This is a genomic window from Streptomyces sp. NPDC006544 (assembly GCF_040611715.1).
GTDB lineage: Bacteria > Actinomycetota > Actinomycetes > Streptomycetales > Streptomycetaceae > Streptomyces.
Genome location: NZ_JBEXOV010000037.1, coordinates 21,307 through 40,269 on the forward strand (window position 1 = coordinate 21,307; position 18,963 = coordinate 40,269).

An 18,963-nucleotide genomic window follows, 5' to 3' on the forward strand; every position below is an offset into this window, starting at 1 on the left:
TCCGGCGCGGTCCGGTGCGCGCGAAGGGGCGCCCCCCTGGCGGTGGGGCGCCCCGGTTCACCGGACGGCCGCTAGGCGCAGTACTGCGCTTCCTTGCCGATCGAGCGGTACATGCAGTCCGCGTTCTCCAGCAGTTGCAGCACCGCGTCCTTGTTGCGCGAGGTCTCGCGGTCGATGACCTCGTCCGGCGGGTAGAAGCCGCTGCTTCCCGAGTCCGTCGGGTACATCTCGAAGGTGTAGGCGAAGATCTTCTGATTGCCCCACAGCCAGTCGTCGATCGTCCCGTCCGTGATGTACAGGTCGCTCGACTGCTCCGGCGTGTAGCCGTTGCTGGCCGCCATGCTGGTGCCGATCTTCTTGTACGCGGCCAGGTCGTCGGCGGTCAGTCCGGGAGCCGTGTCGTTGTACGTCCAGCCGAACGGCCAGAGCACCAGTTCGCTGTACGTGTGGAAGTCGATGGCCGCCTTGATCTGCTGCTTGCCGCCGACGATGCGGGTGCGCACGAAGTCCGCGACGACCTTCACCTCGGGCGCCGACTCGCCGGCCGCGCCGCGGTAGGTCTCGGAGCTCTTGCTGCTGCTGGAGCCGCCGCAGCAGCCCCACTTGTAGTCCCAGTTCCGGTTCAGGTCCGTGCCGACGTAGGAGGAGCCGGAGTTCGGCTGCCGGTTCTTGCGCCAGGAGCGGTACGAGCCGGTCGCGATGTCGTACTCGCCGCCGTCCGGGTTGAGGTCCGGGATGATCCAGAGCTCCCGGCCGTTGACCATGTCGGTGATGCGCGGGTCCGTCCCGTACTTGGAGCCCCACTCCTTGAGCAGGTAGAGGGCCATCTCGACGGTCAGGTGCTCACGGGCGTGCTGGTGGTGGGTGAAGAGCACCTCGGGCTCGGCCTCGTCGGTCGCGACGTTGTCGCTGATCTTGATGGCGACGATGTCCCGGCCCTGGTACGACTTCCCGATGACCTGCTTGCTCATGATCGCGGGGTACTGGGCGACGCGCTGGTTGATCTCCGCGATCGCCTCGCTGTAGTTGTGGTAGTTCGAGTCCTTCGACGGGAAGTCGTTCACCCCGGCGACGACCCCGCGTCCGTCGGACCGGTCCGGCGGGCCGGGCAGGGCGGTCAGCTTGTAGCCGAGCGCGCGCAGGCTCGAGGCCTGCATGGGGTCGGCGCTGACGACCACCGAGCGGGCGTCCACCTCGTCGATCGAGGCGCCGGTGCGGAGCAGGGCGGTGCGCTCGGCCGCCGTGGCCGGGCCCTGGATCTCGTACTGGACGATCGCCTCGTCCAGGGTGGCGGTGGACGGGCTGGGCGGTGGGGATGCCGTGGCGCTCATGCCGTAGGCGGGCGCGCCGAGCGCGAGTGCGAGAAGGGCCGCCGTGACGGCGGCCCTTCGGCGGTGGTGGAGCCGCATGCGTTCTCCTGGGTGGGAGTGTGGGGTAGCCGTGCGGACGCGCACAGCGTGCTCTCATGGCATGTCCGGGTCAAGAACCGCGATCCGGCCACATCGGCCGCCGGTCCCGTCCGGCGGCCACCCCACACACCTACCGGTTACGGCAGGCCGTGGACCTTGGGACCCACCGCATTGGACCAAGCGCTACCCGCCTTGGCGTCCCAGTTGGTCGACCAGGTCATCGCGCCGCGCAGCGAGGGGTAGGCCTTCGAGGGCTTGAAGCTGCCGCAGCCCGTGCCCTTGGTCAGGCAGTCCAGCGCGTTGTTCACGATGGCCGGCGAGACGTAGCCGCTGCCCGCGCCGCTCGGGGACGCCGGGACGCCGATGCCCACCTGCGAGGGGTCGAGGCCGCCCTCGAGCTGGATGCAGGCCAGCGCGGTGAGGAAGTCCACCGATCCCTGGGAGTAGACGTTGCCGTCGCAGCCGTTCATCGAGCCGCTGTTGTAGTACTGCATGTTGACGACGGTCAGGATGTCCTTCACGGCGAGAGCCGTCTTGAAGTAGCCGCCCTGGGTCGACTGCATGTCGATGGTCTGCGGGGCCATGGTGAGGACGAAGGAGGGGCCGGCCTTCGCCGCGAGCGCGTGCAGCGCCTGCGTCATGTAGGTCGGGTTGAGGCCGTTCTCCAGGTCGATGTCGACCCCGCTGAAGCCGTACTCCTGCATCAGCGCGTACGCGGAGTTCGCGAGGTTGTTCGCGGACGCCGAGTCGCCCACCGAGATGGTGCCCTTCTCGCCGCCGATGGAGAGGATGACGGACTTGCCGGCCGCCTTCTTCGCGGCGACGTCCGCCTTGAACTGGGCGACGGTGTAGCCGCCGAGGCCGGCCGAGTCGAGGTTGAAGGCGATGGCGCCGGGCGTGGCGGTGGCGTCGGCGAAGGAGACGGCGATGATGTCGTACTGCGCGGACACGTCGGAGATCCTCTGGACGGTCGCGCCGTTGTCGAAGTTCTGCCAGTAGCCGGTCAGCGCGTGCCTGGGCACCGACGGGTTCGGGTTGCCGCCCCCGCCGCTGGTGGTGGTCCCGGTGACGGACGCGGCCTTGGCGCCCTCGCCCGCCGCGTTGTACGCGCTCACCTGGAAGGCGTACGAGGTGGACGGGGCGAGCCCGGTGATCTGCGAGGAGGTGCCCGTCACCGTCTTGACGCGGACGCCGTCCTGATACACGTGATAGCCGGCCGCTCCGCCGACCGCGTTCCACGAAAGGGTGAGCCCGCTCGCGCTCTGGCCGGAAACGGCGGTGCCGGACGGGGCGCCCGGAAGCGTCGGGGCGGGATCGGTGCCACCGCCGCCGTCGGGACCGAAGACGCTGAACTCGTCGACGGTGAAGCCCGGCTGGCCGTACCAGCCGTGGGTGTAGACGGTGACCTGGGTGGTGCTCGGACCGGTGGTGAAGGTGGTGGACAGCTTCTGGAAGCCGCCGCCGGTGCCCGGCGTCCAGGTGGAGACGTCCTGGGTGCCGGTCCCGGTCGCGCCGAGGTACACGTACGAGCCGTTGACCTGCTCGCTGAGCGTGTACGTCGAATTCGGCTTGACCGTGACGGTCTGGCTGCACCGGGCGTTGTCCTGGCCCGCCGGGGTGGCCTTCAGGGCGGCGGCCCCCGCGTAGACGGGGGAGGCGACTACGGCGCCGCTGCCTGAGGTGCACGTCCAGTGGGAGAGGCCGGACTCGAAGCCCGCGTTGCGGACGACGTTGACGTCGGCGGCCTGGGCGGTGCCCGTGGCGAGGGTGGTGAGGCCGCCGGCGGCCAGGGTGACGGCGAGCGGGACGACGAGGGAGCGGATGCGGTTCACGTGGGCTCCGGTGGGGGGAGAGGGGATGTGAGGGACGCGTCGGGGGCAAGTGGGGTGCCCTGCGGACAAGTTGGTCTAGTCCAATCACCCTGTCAAGGGTGTTTGCGATATGGCTTGAACCAATCGGCTCTCCGGACGCCGTCCGATCCCTGTTGTCCGGGTTTCCCGCCACCTGCGACGCGTGCTCGTGGCACGGGAATCAGCAAGCCCCTGCCCTGCCAGGGAGGACGCGGATATGGTGCTGGGGCAAGGGGGCGAAGGGCTGGTCATTTGCGGTCGCGCAGCCGGTGCGCGGTCCGCGTGCGGACGCGAGGGCGTCGGCTCCGGGGCAGATTCCGGGGCATTTCCGGCGTGATGTCCGGAGCGGTTCGCGGGGCGATTTCGGGGCGGTGAACGTCCGCCGGGTACGGGGTGAACGGGGGGATGCGCGTGCCGACCGCCATTGCTGTCACCAGCGCCGATCTGGTGCTGCCGGCCCCGGACCGGCACACTCCGCCCGCCGCCGTGCTGCCGCCGCCCGGACAGCTCGACCTCGAGGGCTCGCTCTCCCGGACGGCCGCGCTCCTGGAACGGCACGGCCACCTCGTGGTCCTCGTGCCGACCTGGCTCCCGGCCACGGCGCTCCGCCGGCTGCACACCGTACGGGCCGTCCTGGAGACCGACCGGATCGCCCTCCTCGACATCGACCTCCCGCCGCTGGCCACCGCCCTGCTGGTGCGTCAGCTGTGCCAGCTCAGCGTCTGCGACTTCAGCCCCGGAGTCCTCGCGTCCGCCGCACGGCTGCTCTCCCACTACATCTACGCGGGCGCGCTGCTGGGCTCGGTGGCCAAGCTGGACCGGGTACCGGTCGGGCTGAAGGCGCACGCCAAGTCGTGGGCGTCGAACGCGCAGTTCGCGGTCGTGGCCAACCCGGTGCCGTACCTGGTCAAGCTGGGATCGGGATCGGGCGGGGCCCACGGCGGGGGGACGCGCGGCGGCGGGGCGCTGCCCGCGGGCCCCGAGTTCGCCACCCACCTCACCTTCGCCCGCGGCCAGCTCACCTCCGACTGGGTGGTCTCCGAACTGGCCCCCGCCTGGCAGGTCCAGGGCGTCATGGAGAATCCCCTTCCGGCCGACTCGGCGGCCTGGTGGGCCACGCCGAAGCTGGTCGAGTTCGCCGCGGGCATCCCGGACCTGTCGGTGCTCTACCAGCTCGTCGCCTCGGTCCGCCGCGAGGAGTGCCGCTGGTGCGGCTTCGAACTCATCGGTGACCGCTGCGGATTCTGCTCCGCTCCGCTGACGGCGCCGTCGGCCCCGGCCGTCCCCGCCCGCGCGGCGTCCGCCGCCGGCTCCGCGCAGCCCCTCGGACCCGGCACCACCGCGGGCGCCGTCGCCCGCTCCCGATCAAGACTCCGATGACCGCCCCGAACGAACGAAGAACGGCGAGGTAGGTACGGCCATGAATTCACGCCAGCGCCGCGGCGTCATCCTGCTGCTCCTGTCGGTCCTGTGCGCCCTGGCGGCCTTCGGCGGAGTCCTCGTACTGATCGGCGACGTCAACTCCAAGGTCGGAGCCGAGGTGGTCGCGTACCGCGTGAAGGGCGACATAGCCCCGTACAGCCAGCTGACGGCGGGCCAGTTCGAGGAGGTCTCCGTCCCCAGGCGCTGGCTGTCCGACACGGCCGTCACCGATCTGGGCCAGCTCAAGGACAAGATCGCGCTGACCACCCTGCGCAAGGGGTCGCTGCTCCAGGCGGACATGTTCGTCGACAAGCCGCAGCTCCAGCCGGGGGAACAGGAGATCGCCATCATGATCGACGCGGCCACCGGCGTGGCCGGGAAGATCACCTCGGGGGCGAAGGTCAACATCATCGCCACCTTCAAGGGAGCCAAGGACACCGATCCGTCCCGCTCGGTGATCATCGTCGCCAACGCGCGCGTCATCAACGTCGGCAAGCTCACCCCCCTCGACAAGGACAGCGACAAGAAGGGCCCGGCCGAAGCCGTCCCGATCACCTTCGCCCTGAACACCAAGGACACCCAGCGCGTCGCCTACGCCGAGTCGTTCGCCGAGCACGTGCGCCTCGCGCTCGTGGCCCCCGGCACCGACTCGGCGCCCGGCCCGGGCGACCGCACGTACACCCTCGACGGGGACAAGTGAGGCCCGGATGAGCAGCCTGAGCACCCGAATCCTCCCCGCGGTGGGCGACCCGGAAGCCGCCCGCGTCATCGCCGCCCTCCTCAGCCAGCTCCCGGGCGCCGAACCGGCCGCCCCCGTCGCCGACTCCACCTCCCTCCTCGACATGCTGGGCCGCCTCGCCGGCGAGTCGATCGACGAGCTGCCCGAGGTGGTCCTCGTACACGAGCGGATCGGTCCGCTCCCCGCCCTGGACCTCGTCCGCGAGGTCGCCCTGCGCTTCCCGGCCGTCGGTGTGGTCCTCGTCACCTCGGACGCCGGCCCGGCCCTCTTCTCCGCCGCCATGGACTCGGGCGCCCGCGGCCTGGTCGGGCTCCCCCTCACCTACGAGGAACTCGCCGCCCGCGTCCAGGCCGCCGCCCAGTGGTCCGTGGGCGTACGCCGCCACCTGGGCCGCGGCCCGGAGGCGGCCGCCGGGCCGGGCGGCCGGGTCGTCACGGTCACCGGGGCCAAGGGCGGGGTCGGCGCCACCTTCGCGGCCGTGCAGTTCGCCCTCGCCGCGGCGGCCGCGGGCCGGCGCACCGCCCTGGTCGACATGGACCTCCAGGCGGGCGACGTCGGCTCGTACCTCGACGTCCAGTTCCGCCGCTCCATCGCCGACCTCGCCGGCATCCAGGACATCTCCCCGCGCGTCCTGCAGGACGCGGTCTACGACGACCGGACGGGCCTGGCCCTGCTCCTCGCCCCGGCCGACGGCGAACGCGGCGAGGAGGTCGACGACCGGGCCGCCCGGCACATCCTCGGCGCGCTGCGCGCCCGCTACGAGCTCGTCGTCATCGACTGCGGGACCCAGGTCACCGGCGCCAACGCGGCCGCCGTGGAGATGGCCGACGTCGCCGTCCTCGTCACCACCCCGGACGTGGTCGCCGTACGGGCGGCGAAGCGCATGGTCCGGATGTGGGAACGGCTCCAGGTCCGCAAGGCGCAGGACACCTCGATGGTCGTCAACCGCTGGACCAAGCACACCGAGATCCAGCCCTCCCTGATCGAGAAGATCACGAAGACCCGCTCCGTACGGACCCCCGTGCCGGCCGCCTTCAAGGAACTCCAGGCGGTCGTGGACGCGGGACGGGTCCAGGACCTGGACAACCGCTCGACGGTGAAGCAGGCCCTGTGGGCGGTGGCCGGGGAACTGGGCCTGCTGACCCCCCAGGACACCGAACCCGCCGTCTCCCCCGAGCAGCCGGGCGCCGCGCTGGCGGTGCGCGGCTCCGGGCCGGTGGCCCGGCTCCGCGGCGGCGACCGGGGCTCGCTGGGGCCGTGGCTGCGGCGCGGCCGGGAGGGCTGAACGGTGCCCGGGCGCAGACCCGCGGGCGGGCGGGGCCGCATCCGTGCGCGCGGGGGCGACCGCGGCCAGGTGGCGGTCGAGTTCGTCGGCACGGTGCCGCTGATCCTGCTCCTCGTGGCGGCGGTCTGGGAGTGCGTGCTCATCGGCTACGCCTTCTCCCTCGCCGGGAACGCGGCGGACGAGGCGGCGCGGGCGGGGGCGGTCAAGGGAGCGGCGGAGTGCCGGACGGCGGCGGGCAAGTACATCGGCGACGGCTGGGCCATGTCCGTGGACTGCGGTGCGTCGGGGAACGTCTACAAGGCGACCGTCACCCTGCGGATCCCCGTGCTGTACCCCGGCCTCGGCTTCGGCTCGATCGACGGCACGGCCGGCGCGGCGATGGAGAGGGAGGACTGACGGCATGGGACGGCGCGTTCGCTCGGACCGGGGCCAAGTGGCCCTGGAGTACATCGGCTTCATCCCCGTCCTCCTCCTCGTGGCGCTGTGCGGGATCCAGCTCGGCTGGGCCGCGTACGTGCACCAGCAGGCGCAGACGGCGGCGCGTACGGCCGCCCGCGTACAGGCCCGCACGGGCGAGGGCGGTGCCGCGGCGGGCGCGGCGGCGGTGAAGGCGGGCCTGAATCCGGACGTGTCCGTCTCCTCGACCGCCGACGCGGTCACCGCCAAGGTGACGATCAGCGTCAAGTCCCTCGTCCCCGGCCTGTCCTTCGAGCCCGCCACCGCGACCGTGACCATGCCCAACGACGACCCGAAGGGGTGACGAGACCATGAGCCTGCGTTCCCGGGTCAACACACCGGACGACCGCCACGGCCCCCGCGAGGACGGCCGGCTCGTCTCCTCGTACCGTGCCAAGCTGCTCGAGGAGATCGACCTCGCCGAGATGTCCGCGCTCGCGCCCGCGGAGCGCCGGGCGCGCCTCGAACGCGTCCTCGGCCACATCATCAGCCGCGAGGGCCCCGTCCTGTCGACCGCCGAGCGCGCGCAGCTCATCCGCCGCGTCGTGGACGAGGCGCTCGGCCTCGGCGTGCTCGAACCGCTCCTCGAGGACCCGACCATCTCCGAGATCATGGTCAACGGCCCCGACCAGATCTTCGTCGAGCGCGCCGGCCGCGTGGAGCAGCTCCCGCTCCGCTTCGCCTCGCACGACCAGCTCATGCAGACCATCGAGCGCATCGTCTCCACCGTCAACCGGCGCGTGGACGAGGCCAACCCGATGGTCGACGCCCGCCTCCCCAGCGGAGAGCGCGTCAACGTCATCATCCCGCCGCTGTCCCTGACCGGCGCGACCCTCACGATCCGCCGCTTCCCCCGGGCGTTCACCCTGCACGAGATGGTGGGTCTCGGCTCCCTGGACGAGCAGATGCTCCTGCTCCTGTCGGGGCTGGTGGCGGCCAAGATGAACGTGATCGTCTCCGGCGCCACCGGTACCGGCAAGACCACCCTCCTCAACGCCCTCTCCGGCCTGATCCCGGAAGGCGAACGCATCATCACCATCGAGGACTCCGCCGAACTCCAGCTCCAGCAGGCCCACGTCATCCGCCTCGAATCCCGCCCGGCGAACGTCGAAGGCAAGGGCCGGATCACCATCCGCGACCTGGTCCGCAACTCCCTGCGCATGCGCCCCGACCGCATCATCGTCGGCGAGGTCCGCGGCGGCGAGACGCTCGACATGCTCCAAGCGATGTCCACGGGCCACGACGGTTCCCTCGCCACCGTCCACGCCAACAGCTCCGAGGACGCCCTGACCCGCCTCCAGACCCTCGCCTCCATGTCGGAGGTCGAGATCCCCTTCGAGGCGCTCCAGGACCAGATCAACAGCGCCGTCAACGTCGTCGTCCAGCTCACCCGCTTCGGCGACGGCACGCGCCGCATCACCGAGATCTCCATCCTCGACTCGCACGGCCGCGAACCCTTCCGCATCGTCCCGGTCTGCCGCTTCGTCCCACAGCCCATGGGCGGGGACAGCCGGGTCCAGGGCTACTTCGCGTACCACCCCCTCCCGCGCCGCATCGCGGACCGCCTCTACATGAACAGCCAGCCGGTCCCGCAGGCCTTCGGCGTGGCCCTGCCGGGCGACGCGCTCACCTCGCGCACGATCGGCGGCCCGGCCCTGTGAACCCCTACGTCTCCCTCACCCTCGCCGCCACCCTGCTGGCCTGCCTCTTCGTGGTCTGGGGCGTCCACGCCTACTCCAAGGGCCACGCCCAGCGCGCCGCCCTCATCGACCGCCTCTCGGCGAGCGGAGCACCCGAACCGCTGGGCCGCGTACGGCGCTTCCGCTCCCTCGACCGCCGGCTGCGCAGGACCCGGCTCGGGCGCCGCATCGAGCTGAAGCTGGCGGCCACCGGCCTGGACCTCACCCCGGGCGAGTTCTTCGCGTACATGCTCATGTCGGTGGCGGGCCTCTGGCTGACGGCCGCCTCCTTCCTGGCCCCGTTCTTCGGCCCGGTCGCGGGCGCCATCGGCCTCTGGGCGGCCAACGCCTTCCTCAACTGGCAGCGCACCCGCCGCACGGAGCGCTTCATCAACCAGCTCCCCGACCTGGCGCGCATCCTGGCCAACGCCACCCAGGCCGGCCTGGCCCTGCGCACGGCCATCGGCATCGCGGCGGAGGAACTGGAGGCCCCGGCGGGCGAGGAACTGGCCCGGGTCGCGGACCGCCTCGCGATCGGCCACTCCATCGAGGAGTCCCTGAACGAGCTCACGGACCGCCTCCCGTCGCGCGAACTGGTCGTCCTGGTCTCCACCCTCGTCCTGTCGGCGCGCGCGGGCGGCGCGATCGTCGGCAGTCTGCGGAACCTGACGGTGACGCTGGAGCAGCGCAAGGAGACGCGGCGTGAGATCCGGACCCAGCTGTCGCAGGTGACGGTCACGGCGTACCTGGTGCCGGCCATCGGGCTGGGCTCGCTGCTGCTGGTGAACACGATGCTGCCGGGCGCGCTGGACCGGATGACGGGTGCCTTCCTCGGCCAGACGGCCGTACTGGTGTCCCTCGGCCTCTTCACCCTGGGCTTCGTCCTCATCCGCCGTATGTCGAAGATCGACGTGTGAGGGGCCCGTCATGATCGCTCTGCTCCTGGCCCTGGCCGCGGCCGTGTCCGTCCTCGGCGTCTTCCACGGCATCCGGCTCTACCGCGCCGACGCCAAACTGCCCACCGACCTGGCCCTGGCCCTGGAAGTGGGCGCCACGCGGACGACGGCGGTCGGCTCGGCGATCGACAGGATGGGCATCCGCTACGCGCCGATGGTCCTGCGCCTGATGGGGCCCGCCCTGGTGGCGCGCAAGCGCGCCCAGATCGATGCGGCGGGCAACCCGGCGGGCCTCACGATCGACCGCTACGCGGCGCGCCGCGCGGTGTACGGCTTCCTCGGCGGCCTGGGCGCCTTCGCCATGCTCCTCAACGGCCAGCTGGTCCCGGCCCTGCTGATGGTCGCCTTCGGGCTCTTCTGGATCGAGGCCGGCCTGTGGTCGGCGATCCGGATCCGCCGCGACCACATCGAGCGGACCCTGCCGGACTTCCTGGACGTCCTCGCGGTGGTCGTCAGCGCGGGCCTCGGCTTCCGGCAGGCGCTGGGCCGGGTCGCCGGACAGTACGAGGGCCCGTGGGCCGACGAGATCCGGATCACCTTGCAGCAGATGGACATGGGCGTCAGCCGCAGGCAGGCCTTCGACGCCCTGCGCCGGCGCAACGACTCCGAACAGGTCGCGCAGTTCGTCACCGCGCTCCAGCAGGGCGAGGAGCTCGGTTCCCCCATCGTGGAGACACTGATCGCGATCGCCGAGGACATGCGGCGCACGGACGCCCAGAACGCCCGGCGCAGGGCGGCGCGGGCCGTTCCGAAGGCCACGTTCGCGGTCACCACCTTCATGCTGCCCGGCACGCTGATCCTGCTGGTGTGCGGGTTCGTGTACGGAGCGGACATCGACTTCGGTGCGATGTTCGGGGGCGGGTGACCGCCGTGGCGACCCTCGACCTCGCCCGTCCCCTCCGCACGGCGCCGGCACCGTCCCCGGCCCTCCGGTCGAACGCGCTCCGGGCCCTGTGCCGCCAGGTCTTCGCGTTCCGGCTCGTGATGACCGCACTGGGCGCCCCGCTCGCGCTGGGACGGACGGCGCCCGGGGAACCGACGTACCTGGTGTCCGGCGCGGTCCTCCTCACCTTCGTGCTCTCCTACTTACCCTTCCGCGCCTGGGAACGCTTCGGCCCGCTGCTGCTGCGCCACCGCTGGCTGCTGGCGGTGGACATGGGCTTCAGCGCCCTCCTCCTGGTCACGGCGACCCCCGAGTCCCCGCTGGGCCTCGTCTCGCTGTGCACCCCGCTGCTGGCCGGGCTGGTCTACGGCCGGCGCGGTGCGGCGTTCTACGCGGCGGCGCAGGCGGGCGCCGTGGCGGCGCTGTCGGGAACGCTGGTCCTGCCCGCGTTGTGCCTGGTCGCGGGCGCGGCGGGATCCTGCCTGCGTGACCTCCTCTTCCGCTTCGGCGCGGCGAGCCAGGCCCTGACGGAAACCCGGTCCCGCCTGGCGGTGACAGAGGCGGTACGGGCGGAACGCGACCACCTGGCCCGGGAGATGCACGACTCGGTGTCGAAGACCCTGCACGGCCTGGCCCTGACGGCGGACGCCCTGTCCCGGACGACGGACCCGGCGGAGATACGGCGCCGGGCCGAGCTGCTGTCCGTGGCGGCCCGCCGGGCGGCGGCGGAGTCCCGGGCGCTGCTGACGGACCTCCGGCGGGACCTGGACCCGCCCGGTGTATCGCTCCTGGGCGAGCTCCGTGCCCTGACGGCCGGTACGGAGCTGCGTGCGACCGGGGTGCTGCCGTTGGTCCCGGCCACGGTGGCCCGTCACCTGCTGGCGGTGGCGTCGGAGGCGCTGGAGAACGCCCGTCGGCACGCGGGGGCCTCCCGCATCACGGTCTCGGTGGCCGTGGACGCCGGGCACCTCACCCTGTCCGTCGAGGACGACGGCCGCGGCCTCGCCGGTGCCGTGGACCTGCCCGCCCTCTCGAAGAGCGGCCACTTCGGACTCCTCGGCATGACGGAACGCGCGAAAGCGATCGGTGCCGCCGTGTCGATCGGCGCGTGCTCGTCCGGTGCGGGCACGCAGGTGCGTCTGGAACTCCCGCTGGCGGCCCTGGAGGGAGCGCGGTGACACCCGTTCGCGTACTGATCGCCGACGACAACCCGGTCGTCCGGGCTGGCCTCTCCGCCCTTCTGGCCACGGCCGAGGGCTTGGAAGTGGTGGCCGAGGCATCGGACGGCCGCGAGGCGCTGAGCCTGACCCGGTCGCACACCCCGGACGTGATCCTGCTGGACGTCCGCATGCCGGGAGTGGACGGCATCTCGGCCCTTCCGCACCTCGTGCGACTGGCCTCGGTGCTGATGCTGACCTACAGCCGGGATCCGGACATCGTCCGGGAGGCGCTGCTGTTGGGGGCGGGCGGCTACCTGGTGCACGGGGAGTTCACCGTCGATGACCTGATCCGTGCGGTCCGAGATGCGCGCGAGGGCCTGCCCCATTTCACGCCATCGGCGGCGGCCGCACTGCTCGCGGAGCTCCGTACCTCTTCGCAGCCGCAACGAAATGTGACACCCTCTTCGGAGCGTCTGCACAACTCTGTTGTCTTCGGGCTGAGTTCGAGGGAGGTGGAGGTGATGGATCTGATCGCTTCGGGGATGAACAACCAGCAGATCGCCGCTGCTTGCTTCATCAGTGAGAAGACGGTCAAGAACCACATCAACCGCATTTTCGCCAAGTTGCAGAGCACTACCCGTAGCGAGGCGATAGCACGCTGGCTGGGAACGGCCCGTCCAGGGGTGAGTGGCCATGGGTAGACGGAGTGCGCAGTGGGTCCGTATTTGGGCCCCGGGACCCTTGGCTACGGGTGGTGTCCGGCCGTACCGTCCGCAAATCGACAGCGGCACCCGACCGGGAGGGAACCCCCATGTCACACAACGCGCTGCTGAAAGCCGCTGTGAAGGCGAAGATCCACGTGCACGGCTGGGCGGATACGGCTGTGGCGCGGACGCGCAAGCGCTACGAGGGGATGGACCGTGGGCAGACTGCCTTCGAATACCTGGGGATCATCCTGGTGGTGCTAGTGATCATCGGAGCGATCGCCGCGTCCGGAATCGGTACGGATATCTCGAACAAGATCAAGACGGCGGTCCGGGACATCAAATCGGGCAAGTGAGCGTGGGCCGCCTCGGCGACAGAGGTCAAGCCTTCCCCCTCTACATCATGGTGGTGGTAGGCCTGCTCTTCGCCGCGCTGGCCCTCTTTGTCATCGGCAGGGCAGGTGTCATTCGCGCCGATGCGCAGAGTGCTGCCGACGCGGCGGCGCTGGCGGCAGCCAGGGAGGCGCGGGACAAGGTCTTCAGTGGCCGCAACCTGGGCGATCTCAAGCCGGAAGACTGGGACGAGCTCCTCGGCGGGAAAGCTTTTGATCCGTCGGGAGCCTGTGCGAAGGCCACGAGCTTCGCCGCACGCAATAACGCAACAGCCACTTGCGTTGCAGCCCTCCCCGAGTTCAGGGTCACTGTGACGACGAAGGGAACCATCGGCGAATCGGTCGTACCGGGAACGGAATCGGACCACGGGGCGGCCAAGGCTACGGCGGTGATCAAACCGCGCTGCTCTCTGGGACCCGCGCCCACTTCGTCCTTGCCTGCCGCGGGCGGTCCCTCCAGGGTCGACATCAACTGTGACGGCGACGAGAACATCAAGCTTGATCCGCTGAATCCAGGGAAGTTGCCCCAGCTGGCGAGGACCTTCTTCAGCGTGCGACTCGTCGACTGACGACGTACTAGACAAGGAAGCAGCGCACATGAGCATGCGGCACATGGTGAAGGTCCGCGGGGGAGCGGCCGTAGTGGTTGCGGCGGTCTTGACCCTCGTGCTGGCTGGATGCGGTGGTGACGGGGAGAAGTCCAAGGAACCGACGGCGTCGCAGTCCCAAGGGGACAAGGACACCCCCCAGCCGGTGGCTTCCAACGGAAAGCAGACTGCCGCGCCGGCCGAGATTCTCGCCACGATGGAGGGGGAACCGGGGATGACCCTCACGATCAACTCGGCTCGTCGTGACGCCGGGGGCTTCCTCACGGTTGCCGGTCAGTTCAAGAACTCAGGCGCGGTCGACTACGTGAACACGACTGCCTGGCGCGGCAACGAACTCACCGACAGCGGTACATCGGTTGCCGGCGTGACCCTTGTCGACAAGACGGGGAAAAAGCGCTACTACGTCTTGCGTGACACGGACGGTAGGTGCCTGTGTACGACAGGGGTTTCCACGGTCGCCGCCGGAGAGACGATGCCCTTCTTCGCGCAGTTCCCGGCACCTCCCGCCAGCACCACGGAGGTTGAGTTCAGCCTCCCCACCTTCGCCACGGCCACCGTCAAACTCTCCGGGTGACCCCATGACAAAAAGCCACCGCACAGCCGCTGCCACAGCCGTCACCGGGCTCGTCATCGCCGGCGCCCACCTCATCGGCGCGACGAGCGCCCACGCGGACGACGTCAAGCCGTCCGTACCCCCCGGAACAGAGCCGTCCGCAGCCGCGCCCGTAGCCATCGACGCGAACGCCCCCGGGCTGAAGATCCCCCAGGGCGGGACCCTCGCGCCGATCAAGGTGCTGGACATCGCCGAAGTGGTCGAAGACCTCGGCGGTGAGCAGCGGCGGCAGGAGACGAACCAGACCGTCATGATGGCCCTGCAGTCCGAGGTGATGTTCCCGGAGAACAGCGCGGTCTTCAACGCCCAGGCCGCCGCGCGGATACAGGCCATCGCGCAGGAGATCAACACGCAGAAGGCCACCCGCGTCCGCGTCTTCGGGTTCACCGACGACCAGGGCAGCTACGAGCACGGCCAGGAACTCTCCAAGCAGCGCGCCGACGCGGTCCACGCCGAGCTGTCGAAGACCGTGACCAACCCCAGCGTCGTCTTCGACGTGCGCGGCTACAGCGAGGACTACCCGATCGCCGACAACGCCACCGAGGAAGGCCGCAAGAAGAACCGCCGCGTCGAGATCACCTTCCCGCGCGGCACCGGCCAGTAGGCGTAGAACGTCGCCGCCCGGCCCTTCGTGGCCGGGCGGCGTGCTGCCCAGGTCAGTCCGCCAAGAGGTGGTCGGCCTTGCCGGCCTTGATGTCCCGGATCAGCTGGTGGAGCGCTTCGCGGGTATCGGTGAGGTACGTGTCCTCCTGGCCGGAGAGCGCGATGTAGCTGTTGCCGGCCCCGTCCACCCCGATCCGGTAGCACGAGTTCCCCTCGCCGCAGAACGGATCTTCCCAGGTCACGTCGGTCACGGTGTCCCCTCTCACAGTTGGCTCGCGACGGTCCGGATGAAGTCCCGGGAGGCTCCCGGCGGCAGTGCGAGCCTTTCCATTAGTTCGAAGTGAGCGCGGTACTTCGCTAGTTGAGTCTCCGCGTGGAGGAAGTCAGGCCCGTGCGAGTTGTCGACCTGCACGGTGTCCAGTTGCGCCGTCGGCCCCTCCGCGTAGAGCACCGTCTGTCCCGCGCCTGGAAAGCCGCCAGCCTCGAACGGGAGTACAAGCACCGTCACATTGTCCTGCTCGGAGCGATGGAGCAAGTGGTCCAGTTGTGCCCGCTGCACGGCGCGCCCGCCGAACCGCATCCGCAGGGCGGCCTCATGGACCACGGCCACGAACGCGGGCGCGTTCCCGCCCTCCAGGACCTTCTGGCGTTCGACGCGCAGCGCCAGCCGCAGCGCGACCTCGTGTTCGGGGAGGGCGGGGATGACCATGCGGAACACGGCGAGGGCGTGGTCCGAGGTCTGGAGCAGTCCCGGCACATGGACGGAGTGCGCGCCCCGCATGCGGATGCTCCGGGCCTCCAACTCCGCGATGTCCAGAAAGCCTTGTGGCACTTGCCCGCGGTAGCGGTCCCACCACCGCGGGCCGGCGGGCAGGGCCATTTCGGTGAGTCCGGCGATGTACCGCTCGTCGTCCACCTGGCAGTTGCAGGCCAGTGTGCGCAGCCGCTCGGGCGAGATGGCGCGCGTGCCGGACTCCATGGCGGAGATCGCACCTCGGTCCACACCCAGCAGGCCTGCCGCGAACTCGGCGGAGATCCCTGCTGACGTGCGCATCCGGCGCAGTTCGTACCCCAGCCGCTTCTGGCGCTCCGTCGGAGCTGTCCTCGCCGTCATGGGGTGCAGTCTTGCGCGTCGGCACACCCTCTCGCACGAACGGCTGACTTCTTCCCAGAGGAGGGCCAAAAATGGCCCGCATCGCGCTACATTCGGTAATGCACCGCTCACGCAAGAGAGTTGGAAGTGCATCGCCGCAGCATGCCTCGGCCTCGGCGACAAGCCACTACTCCCCACCCATGCGAGCCACTCGTGCGCGTCGAACTCGAACCAAGGTCACGTCATCCGCGTCCCGGCAGGAGTCCGTCATGCTCAACCCTTTCTCGCCCGCCGCCCCCGGCTGTTTCCTCCCCTGTCCGCCGACCCCGGCCTCACCCGATGCCAGCGAGCCGCCATCCCCCGACGAGCTGGCGTGCAGTCTGACCGTGCCCGGGGAGCCGTACAGCGCCCAGATCGCGCGCGGCACCGTACGGTCCGCCCTGCACGCCCACCGGCTCGACCCGGTCGCGCCCGCCGCCGTGCAGGTCGCGGGGGAACTCGTGGCCGCCTCCTGGTACGTGAACCCCGGGCGGAGCCTGTACCTCTCCCTCCGGCACCGCGAGGGAGCCCTGCGCATCGCCGTCTACGACGGCCACGCCCCGCACGCCCACCCTCGCCTCGCCGCGCACTGCGAGGCCCGCCGCCGGGCGGCCCTGCGGGTGATGTCCGCCGTGGTCCGGGACTGTGGCGGGTCCTGGGGCTTCGGGGAGTCCCGCGAACCGGGCGGCGGAACGCGGACCTGGGTGAGCCTGCCGGTGGCGGGAGCCGTCGGCTACCTGGCCTCCTGACGGGGTCCGGAGCGGGCGGCCGGATGCGGCGCGGGCGCGGAGACGTTCCCCCGTACGGGGTGCCGGGCCCGGTGCGGCACCCTTCGGGGCCGTCACGGGGGGCGTGTACGGGGCCTACGAGCCCTCCCTGGCCGGTCGTGACGCGTCAGTCGGTCACTCGGCAGCCGTCACTCGGCAGTCGCGCGCATCCCGTCCTGTGCGCGCACCAAGAGGTACGCCGCCTCGCGCGCCCGCGCCGCCGCCCCCGGGCCGGGCTCCAGGGCGGCCACCACCGTCGCGCCCTCGACCAGCAGGAGCAGCTGCTCTGCCAGGCCTTCCCGGCCCGGACCGGCGATCTCGGCCAGCAGGGCCCGTAGCTCCGCCTTGTGGCGGCGCACGACGTCCAGTACGCCGGCGGGGCCCGCGCCCAGTTCCCCGTACGCGTTCAGGAACGCGCAGCCGCGGAAGTCCGGCTGCGAGAACCAGCGGCCGAGCCAGTCGAAGGCCGCCCCGACGGGGTCCGTGCTGCCCCTGACCGCCTCGCGCAGGCCGGCCGTCCAGCGGCGGTCGCGGCGGTCGAGGTAGGCGGTGACCAGGGAATCCTTGGCCGGGTAGAGGCGGTAGAGCCGCTTGAGCGGGACGCCCGATTCCGCACGGATGCGGTCCATGCCGACGGACTGGATGCCCTCGGCGTAGAAGAGCGTCTCCGCGGCGTCCAGGAGACGGGTGCGGGCCTCTTCGTCGTTCATCGGCGCGGTGGACATGAGCTCAGCGTAGAACAGATTCCCTTGCGGCGAGAACGGTCGTTCTCTAAGGTGAGAACGACCGTTCTCCCCCTGTGTCGAGAGGCCCCCGCCATGACCGACGCCGTGCCCGCAGTGCCCACCGGGCCTGTTGCACCCGATGGCTCCGCAGCCTTTTCCGGCACTCCCGCCGCAGTGCGGCCGCCCCTGCCGCCCTTCACCGCGGAGTCCGCCCGCGCCAAGGTCCAGGCCGCCGAGGACGCCTGGAACAGTCGCGACCCCGAACGCGTCTCCCTCGCCTACACCGAGGACTCCGCCTGGCGGAACCGTGACCGCTTCCTCACCGGCCGCGCCGAGATCCGCGCCTTCCTCGCCGACAAGTGGGAGCGCGAGCTGGAGTACCGGCTGCGCAAGGAGCTGTGGGCCTACACCGACAACCGCATCTCCGTCCGCTTCGAGTACGAGTGGCACGACGTGGCCGGCCAGTGGTGGCGCAGCCACGGCAACGAGCAGTGGGAGTTCGACACCGCCGGCCTGATGCGCCGCCGGGAGGCCAGCATCAACGACATCCCGATCGACGAGGCGGACCGCCGCCTCTAGGGCGTGCCTCTGGGGGTGCGTTGATCAACTCACAGAAGAGACGCGCTCCAGCCGCTGTGACCGGGCCTGCCTCGACGGCCCCGGGGCTGGCGGAGTCCACCCCGGTGCAGTCCGCACCGGGTCGGTCGCTGTGAGTAACTGCGTTTCCCGGTGCTGGAGTTATGCTGGTGCAGACCCTTGGGGAGGCAACGTGACCGACCGCAAACCGCCTGGCGTCAGCTTCGAATCCTTCGTGGACCGGCAGATCAGACAGGCCGAGGAGCGCGGCGCGTTCGAGGAGCTGCCCGGTTTCGGCAAGCCGCTGGCCTCGCTCGACGCCCCGTACGACGAGTTGTGGTGGATCAAGGGCAAACTGCACCGCGAGGGCTTCGCGGTCCTCCCGCCGGCTCTCGCCCTGCGCAAGGAGGCGGAGGACGCGCGGGAGGCGGTCCGGTCGGCCCGGACCGAGCGCCAGGTCCGGGACATCCTGGCGGAGGTCAACATCAAGATCCGCGCGGCCCTGCGGATGCCGCCGCCCGGTCCGCCGCTGAACCTCGCCGAGTTCGATGTCGAAGCGGTCCTGGCGCAGTGGCGCGAGGAGCGGGACGGGCTGCGTGGGCGGGAGGCCGACGGCGCCTGAGCCTGCGGCTCGGCGGCCCGACGGCCCGACGGCCAAGCCCGTGCACCGTCGTGTCGCCGCATGGTGCGGGAGCTCCGACGCTATCCTGACGCAGTCGGTCCGGTTTGGGAAAGACTTGCGTATCCCCTGGTAAAGACATGTGTCGGCCCCTTGCTCCGCCCCCGGTTACCCGATGTGATGCGCGGGTCCCCTCGCTGATCCGCACCGGGCCGCGCGCTGCCCTGCCCCACCGGTTCTCTCCGTGCCCGCAGCTGCGCGCCGCCCGCCGGCTGCCGTCGCCGCCGGCGCCGCGTGGCGCCACGAGAGGCCGGCGGCCGCGCCGATCCGGTGTTCAGCCACACCGTGGTGTACCGGATGATCCGGTGCGCCATGCATTCGAACA

The 18,963-nt window shown here is 70.9% G+C and carries 22 protein-coding genes; 17 read left to right on the forward strand and 5 right to left on the reverse strand.

Annotation, left to right across the window (positions count from 1 at the left end; genetic code table 11):
* Positions 1-71 precede the first annotated feature (71 nt).
* Together ABZY44_RS18830 and ABZY44_RS18835 are read right to left on the reverse strand one after the other, a co-directional pair.
* Positions 72-1,409, reverse strand: coding sequence for a M14 family metallopeptidase (locus tag ABZY44_RS18830; RefSeq protein WP_356655134.1), 1,338 nt, complete (start codon positions 1,407-1,409; stop codon positions 72-74).
* 137 nt (positions 1,410-1,546) lie between these two features.
* Complete coding sequence (locus ABZY44_RS18835) at positions 1,547-3,199, reverse strand: glycosyl hydrolase family 18 protein (RefSeq protein ID WP_356655224.1); 1,653 nt, start codon at positions 3,197-3,199, stop codon at positions 1,547-1,549.
* Positions 3,200-3,664: 465 nt separating this feature from the next.
* On the opposite strand from ABZY44_RS18835, the gene ABZY44_RS18840 reads away from it, so the two are divergent.
* The 14 genes from ABZY44_RS18840 (at position 3,665) to ABZY44_RS18905 (ending at position 14,760) form a co-directional block, all read left to right on the forward strand.
* Positions 3,665-4,639: a hypothetical protein gene (locus tag ABZY44_RS18840; RefSeq protein ID WP_356655136.1), complete on the forward strand. Its 975-nt coding sequence runs from the start codon at positions 3,665-3,667 to the stop codon at positions 4,637-4,639.
* 40 nt (positions 4,640-4,679) lie between these two features.
* On the forward strand, positions 4,680-5,381 hold the full coding sequence (gene cpaB, locus ABZY44_RS18845; RefSeq protein WP_356655138.1) for a Flp pilus assembly protein CpaB: 702 nt from the start codon (positions 4,680-4,682) through the stop codon (positions 5,379-5,381).
* Between the two features lie 16 nt (positions 5,382-5,397).
* Positions 5,398-6,705 (forward strand): AAA family ATPase, encoded by a 1,308-nt coding sequence (locus ABZY44_RS18850; RefSeq protein WP_356655226.1) that lies wholly within the window; start codon positions 5,398-5,400, stop codon positions 6,703-6,705.
* Positions 6,706-6,708: 3 nt separating this feature from the next.
* Positions 6,709-7,101: a TadE/TadG family type IV pilus assembly protein gene (locus ABZY44_RS18855; protein ID WP_356655140.1), complete on the forward strand. Its 393-nt coding sequence runs from the start codon at positions 6,709-6,711 to the stop codon at positions 7,099-7,101.
* A 4-nt stretch (positions 7,102-7,105) separates the two neighbouring features.
* Positions 7,106-7,465, forward strand: a complete 360-nt coding sequence (locus ABZY44_RS18860; protein WP_356655142.1) for a TadE/TadG family type IV pilus assembly protein — start codon at positions 7,106-7,108, stop codon at positions 7,463-7,465.
* 7 nt (positions 7,466-7,472) lie between these two features.
* Positions 7,473-8,822, forward strand: a complete 1,350-nt coding sequence (locus ABZY44_RS18865) for a CpaF family protein (RefSeq protein ID WP_356655144.1) — start codon at positions 7,473-7,475, stop codon at positions 8,820-8,822.
* Positions 8,819-9,757: a type II secretion system F family protein gene (locus tag ABZY44_RS18870; RefSeq protein WP_356655146.1), complete on the forward strand. Its 939-nt coding sequence runs from the start codon at positions 8,819-8,821 to the stop codon at positions 9,755-9,757. Before ABZY44_RS18865 ends, ABZY44_RS18870 begins: the two co-directional genes overlap by 4 nt.
* A gap of 13 nt (positions 9,758-9,770) precedes the next feature.
* A complete protein-coding gene (locus tag ABZY44_RS18875) occupies positions 9,771-10,661 on the forward strand; it encodes a DUF5936 domain-containing protein (RefSeq protein ID WP_356655228.1) in 891 nt (296 codons plus the stop codon).
* 5 nt (positions 10,662-10,666) lie between these two features.
* Positions 10,667-11,857 carry an ATP-binding protein gene (locus ABZY44_RS18880; protein WP_356655148.1) on the forward strand — a complete coding sequence of 397 codons (1,191 nt, stop codon included), beginning with the start codon at positions 10,667-10,669 and terminating at the stop codon, positions 11,855-11,857.
* Positions 11,854-12,540 (forward strand): response regulator transcription factor, encoded by a 687-nt coding sequence (locus ABZY44_RS18885; protein ID WP_356655150.1) that lies wholly within the window; start codon positions 11,854-11,856, stop codon positions 12,538-12,540. Before ABZY44_RS18880 ends, ABZY44_RS18885 begins: the two co-directional genes overlap by 4 nt.
* 110 nt (positions 12,541-12,650) lie before the next feature.
* Entirely contained in the window at positions 12,651-12,899 is a 249-nt protein-coding gene (locus ABZY44_RS18890) for a hypothetical protein (RefSeq protein WP_356655152.1), read from the forward strand.
* Positions 12,896-13,504 (forward strand): pilus assembly protein TadG-related protein, encoded by a 609-nt coding sequence (locus ABZY44_RS18895; protein WP_356655154.1) that lies wholly within the window; start codon positions 12,896-12,898, stop codon positions 13,502-13,504. The genes ABZY44_RS18890 and ABZY44_RS18895 overlap by 4 nt, the downstream gene beginning before the upstream one ends.
* A 28-nt stretch (positions 13,505-13,532) precedes the next feature.
* Complete coding sequence (locus tag ABZY44_RS18900; RefSeq protein ID WP_356655156.1) at positions 13,533-14,117, forward strand: hypothetical protein; 585 nt, start codon at positions 13,533-13,535, stop codon at positions 14,115-14,117.
* Between the two features lie 4 nt (positions 14,118-14,121).
* Positions 14,122-14,760 (forward strand): OmpA family protein, encoded by a 639-nt coding sequence (locus tag ABZY44_RS18905; protein ID WP_356655158.1) that lies wholly within the window; start codon positions 14,122-14,124, stop codon positions 14,758-14,760.
* Positions 14,761-14,812: 52 nt separating this feature from the next.
* On the opposite strand, the gene ABZY44_RS18910 is transcribed toward ABZY44_RS18905, so the two are convergent.
* Positions 14,813-15,010 carry a hypothetical protein gene (locus tag ABZY44_RS18910; protein WP_356655160.1) on the reverse strand — a complete coding sequence of 66 codons (198 nt, stop codon included), beginning with the start codon at positions 15,008-15,010 and terminating at the stop codon, positions 14,813-14,815.
* 11 nt (positions 15,011-15,021) lie between these two features.
* Entirely contained in the window at positions 15,022-15,873 is an 852-nt protein-coding gene (locus tag ABZY44_RS18915) for a helix-turn-helix transcriptional regulator (protein WP_356655162.1), read from the reverse strand.
* A 248-nt stretch (positions 15,874-16,121) separates the two neighbouring features.
* On the opposite strand from ABZY44_RS18915, the gene ABZY44_RS18920 reads away from it, so the two are divergent.
* Positions 16,122-16,640: an ATP-binding protein gene (locus tag ABZY44_RS18920; RefSeq protein WP_356655164.1), complete on the forward strand. Its 519-nt coding sequence runs from the start codon at positions 16,122-16,124 to the stop codon at positions 16,638-16,640.
* A 167-nt stretch (positions 16,641-16,807) separates the two neighbouring features.
* Here ABZY44_RS18920 and ABZY44_RS18925 read toward each other — a convergent pair whose 3' ends face one another.
* Positions 16,808-17,368 (reverse strand): TetR/AcrR family transcriptional regulator, encoded by a 561-nt coding sequence (locus ABZY44_RS18925; RefSeq protein WP_356655230.1) that lies wholly within the window; start codon positions 17,366-17,368, stop codon positions 16,808-16,810.
* Positions 17,369-17,557: 189 nt separating this feature from the next.
* Between ABZY44_RS18925 and ABZY44_RS18930 the strand changes: the two genes are divergently transcribed.
* Positions 17,558-17,962, forward strand: a complete 405-nt coding sequence (locus ABZY44_RS18930; RefSeq protein ID WP_356655166.1) for a nuclear transport factor 2 family protein — start codon at positions 17,558-17,560, stop codon at positions 17,960-17,962.
* A 190-nt stretch (positions 17,963-18,152) separates the two neighbouring features.
* Positions 18,153-18,581, forward strand: coding sequence for a DUF1992 domain-containing protein (locus ABZY44_RS18935; RefSeq protein ID WP_356655168.1), 429 nt, complete (start codon positions 18,153-18,155; stop codon positions 18,579-18,581).
* The last annotated feature ends 382 nt before the right edge of the window (positions 18,582-18,963 follow it).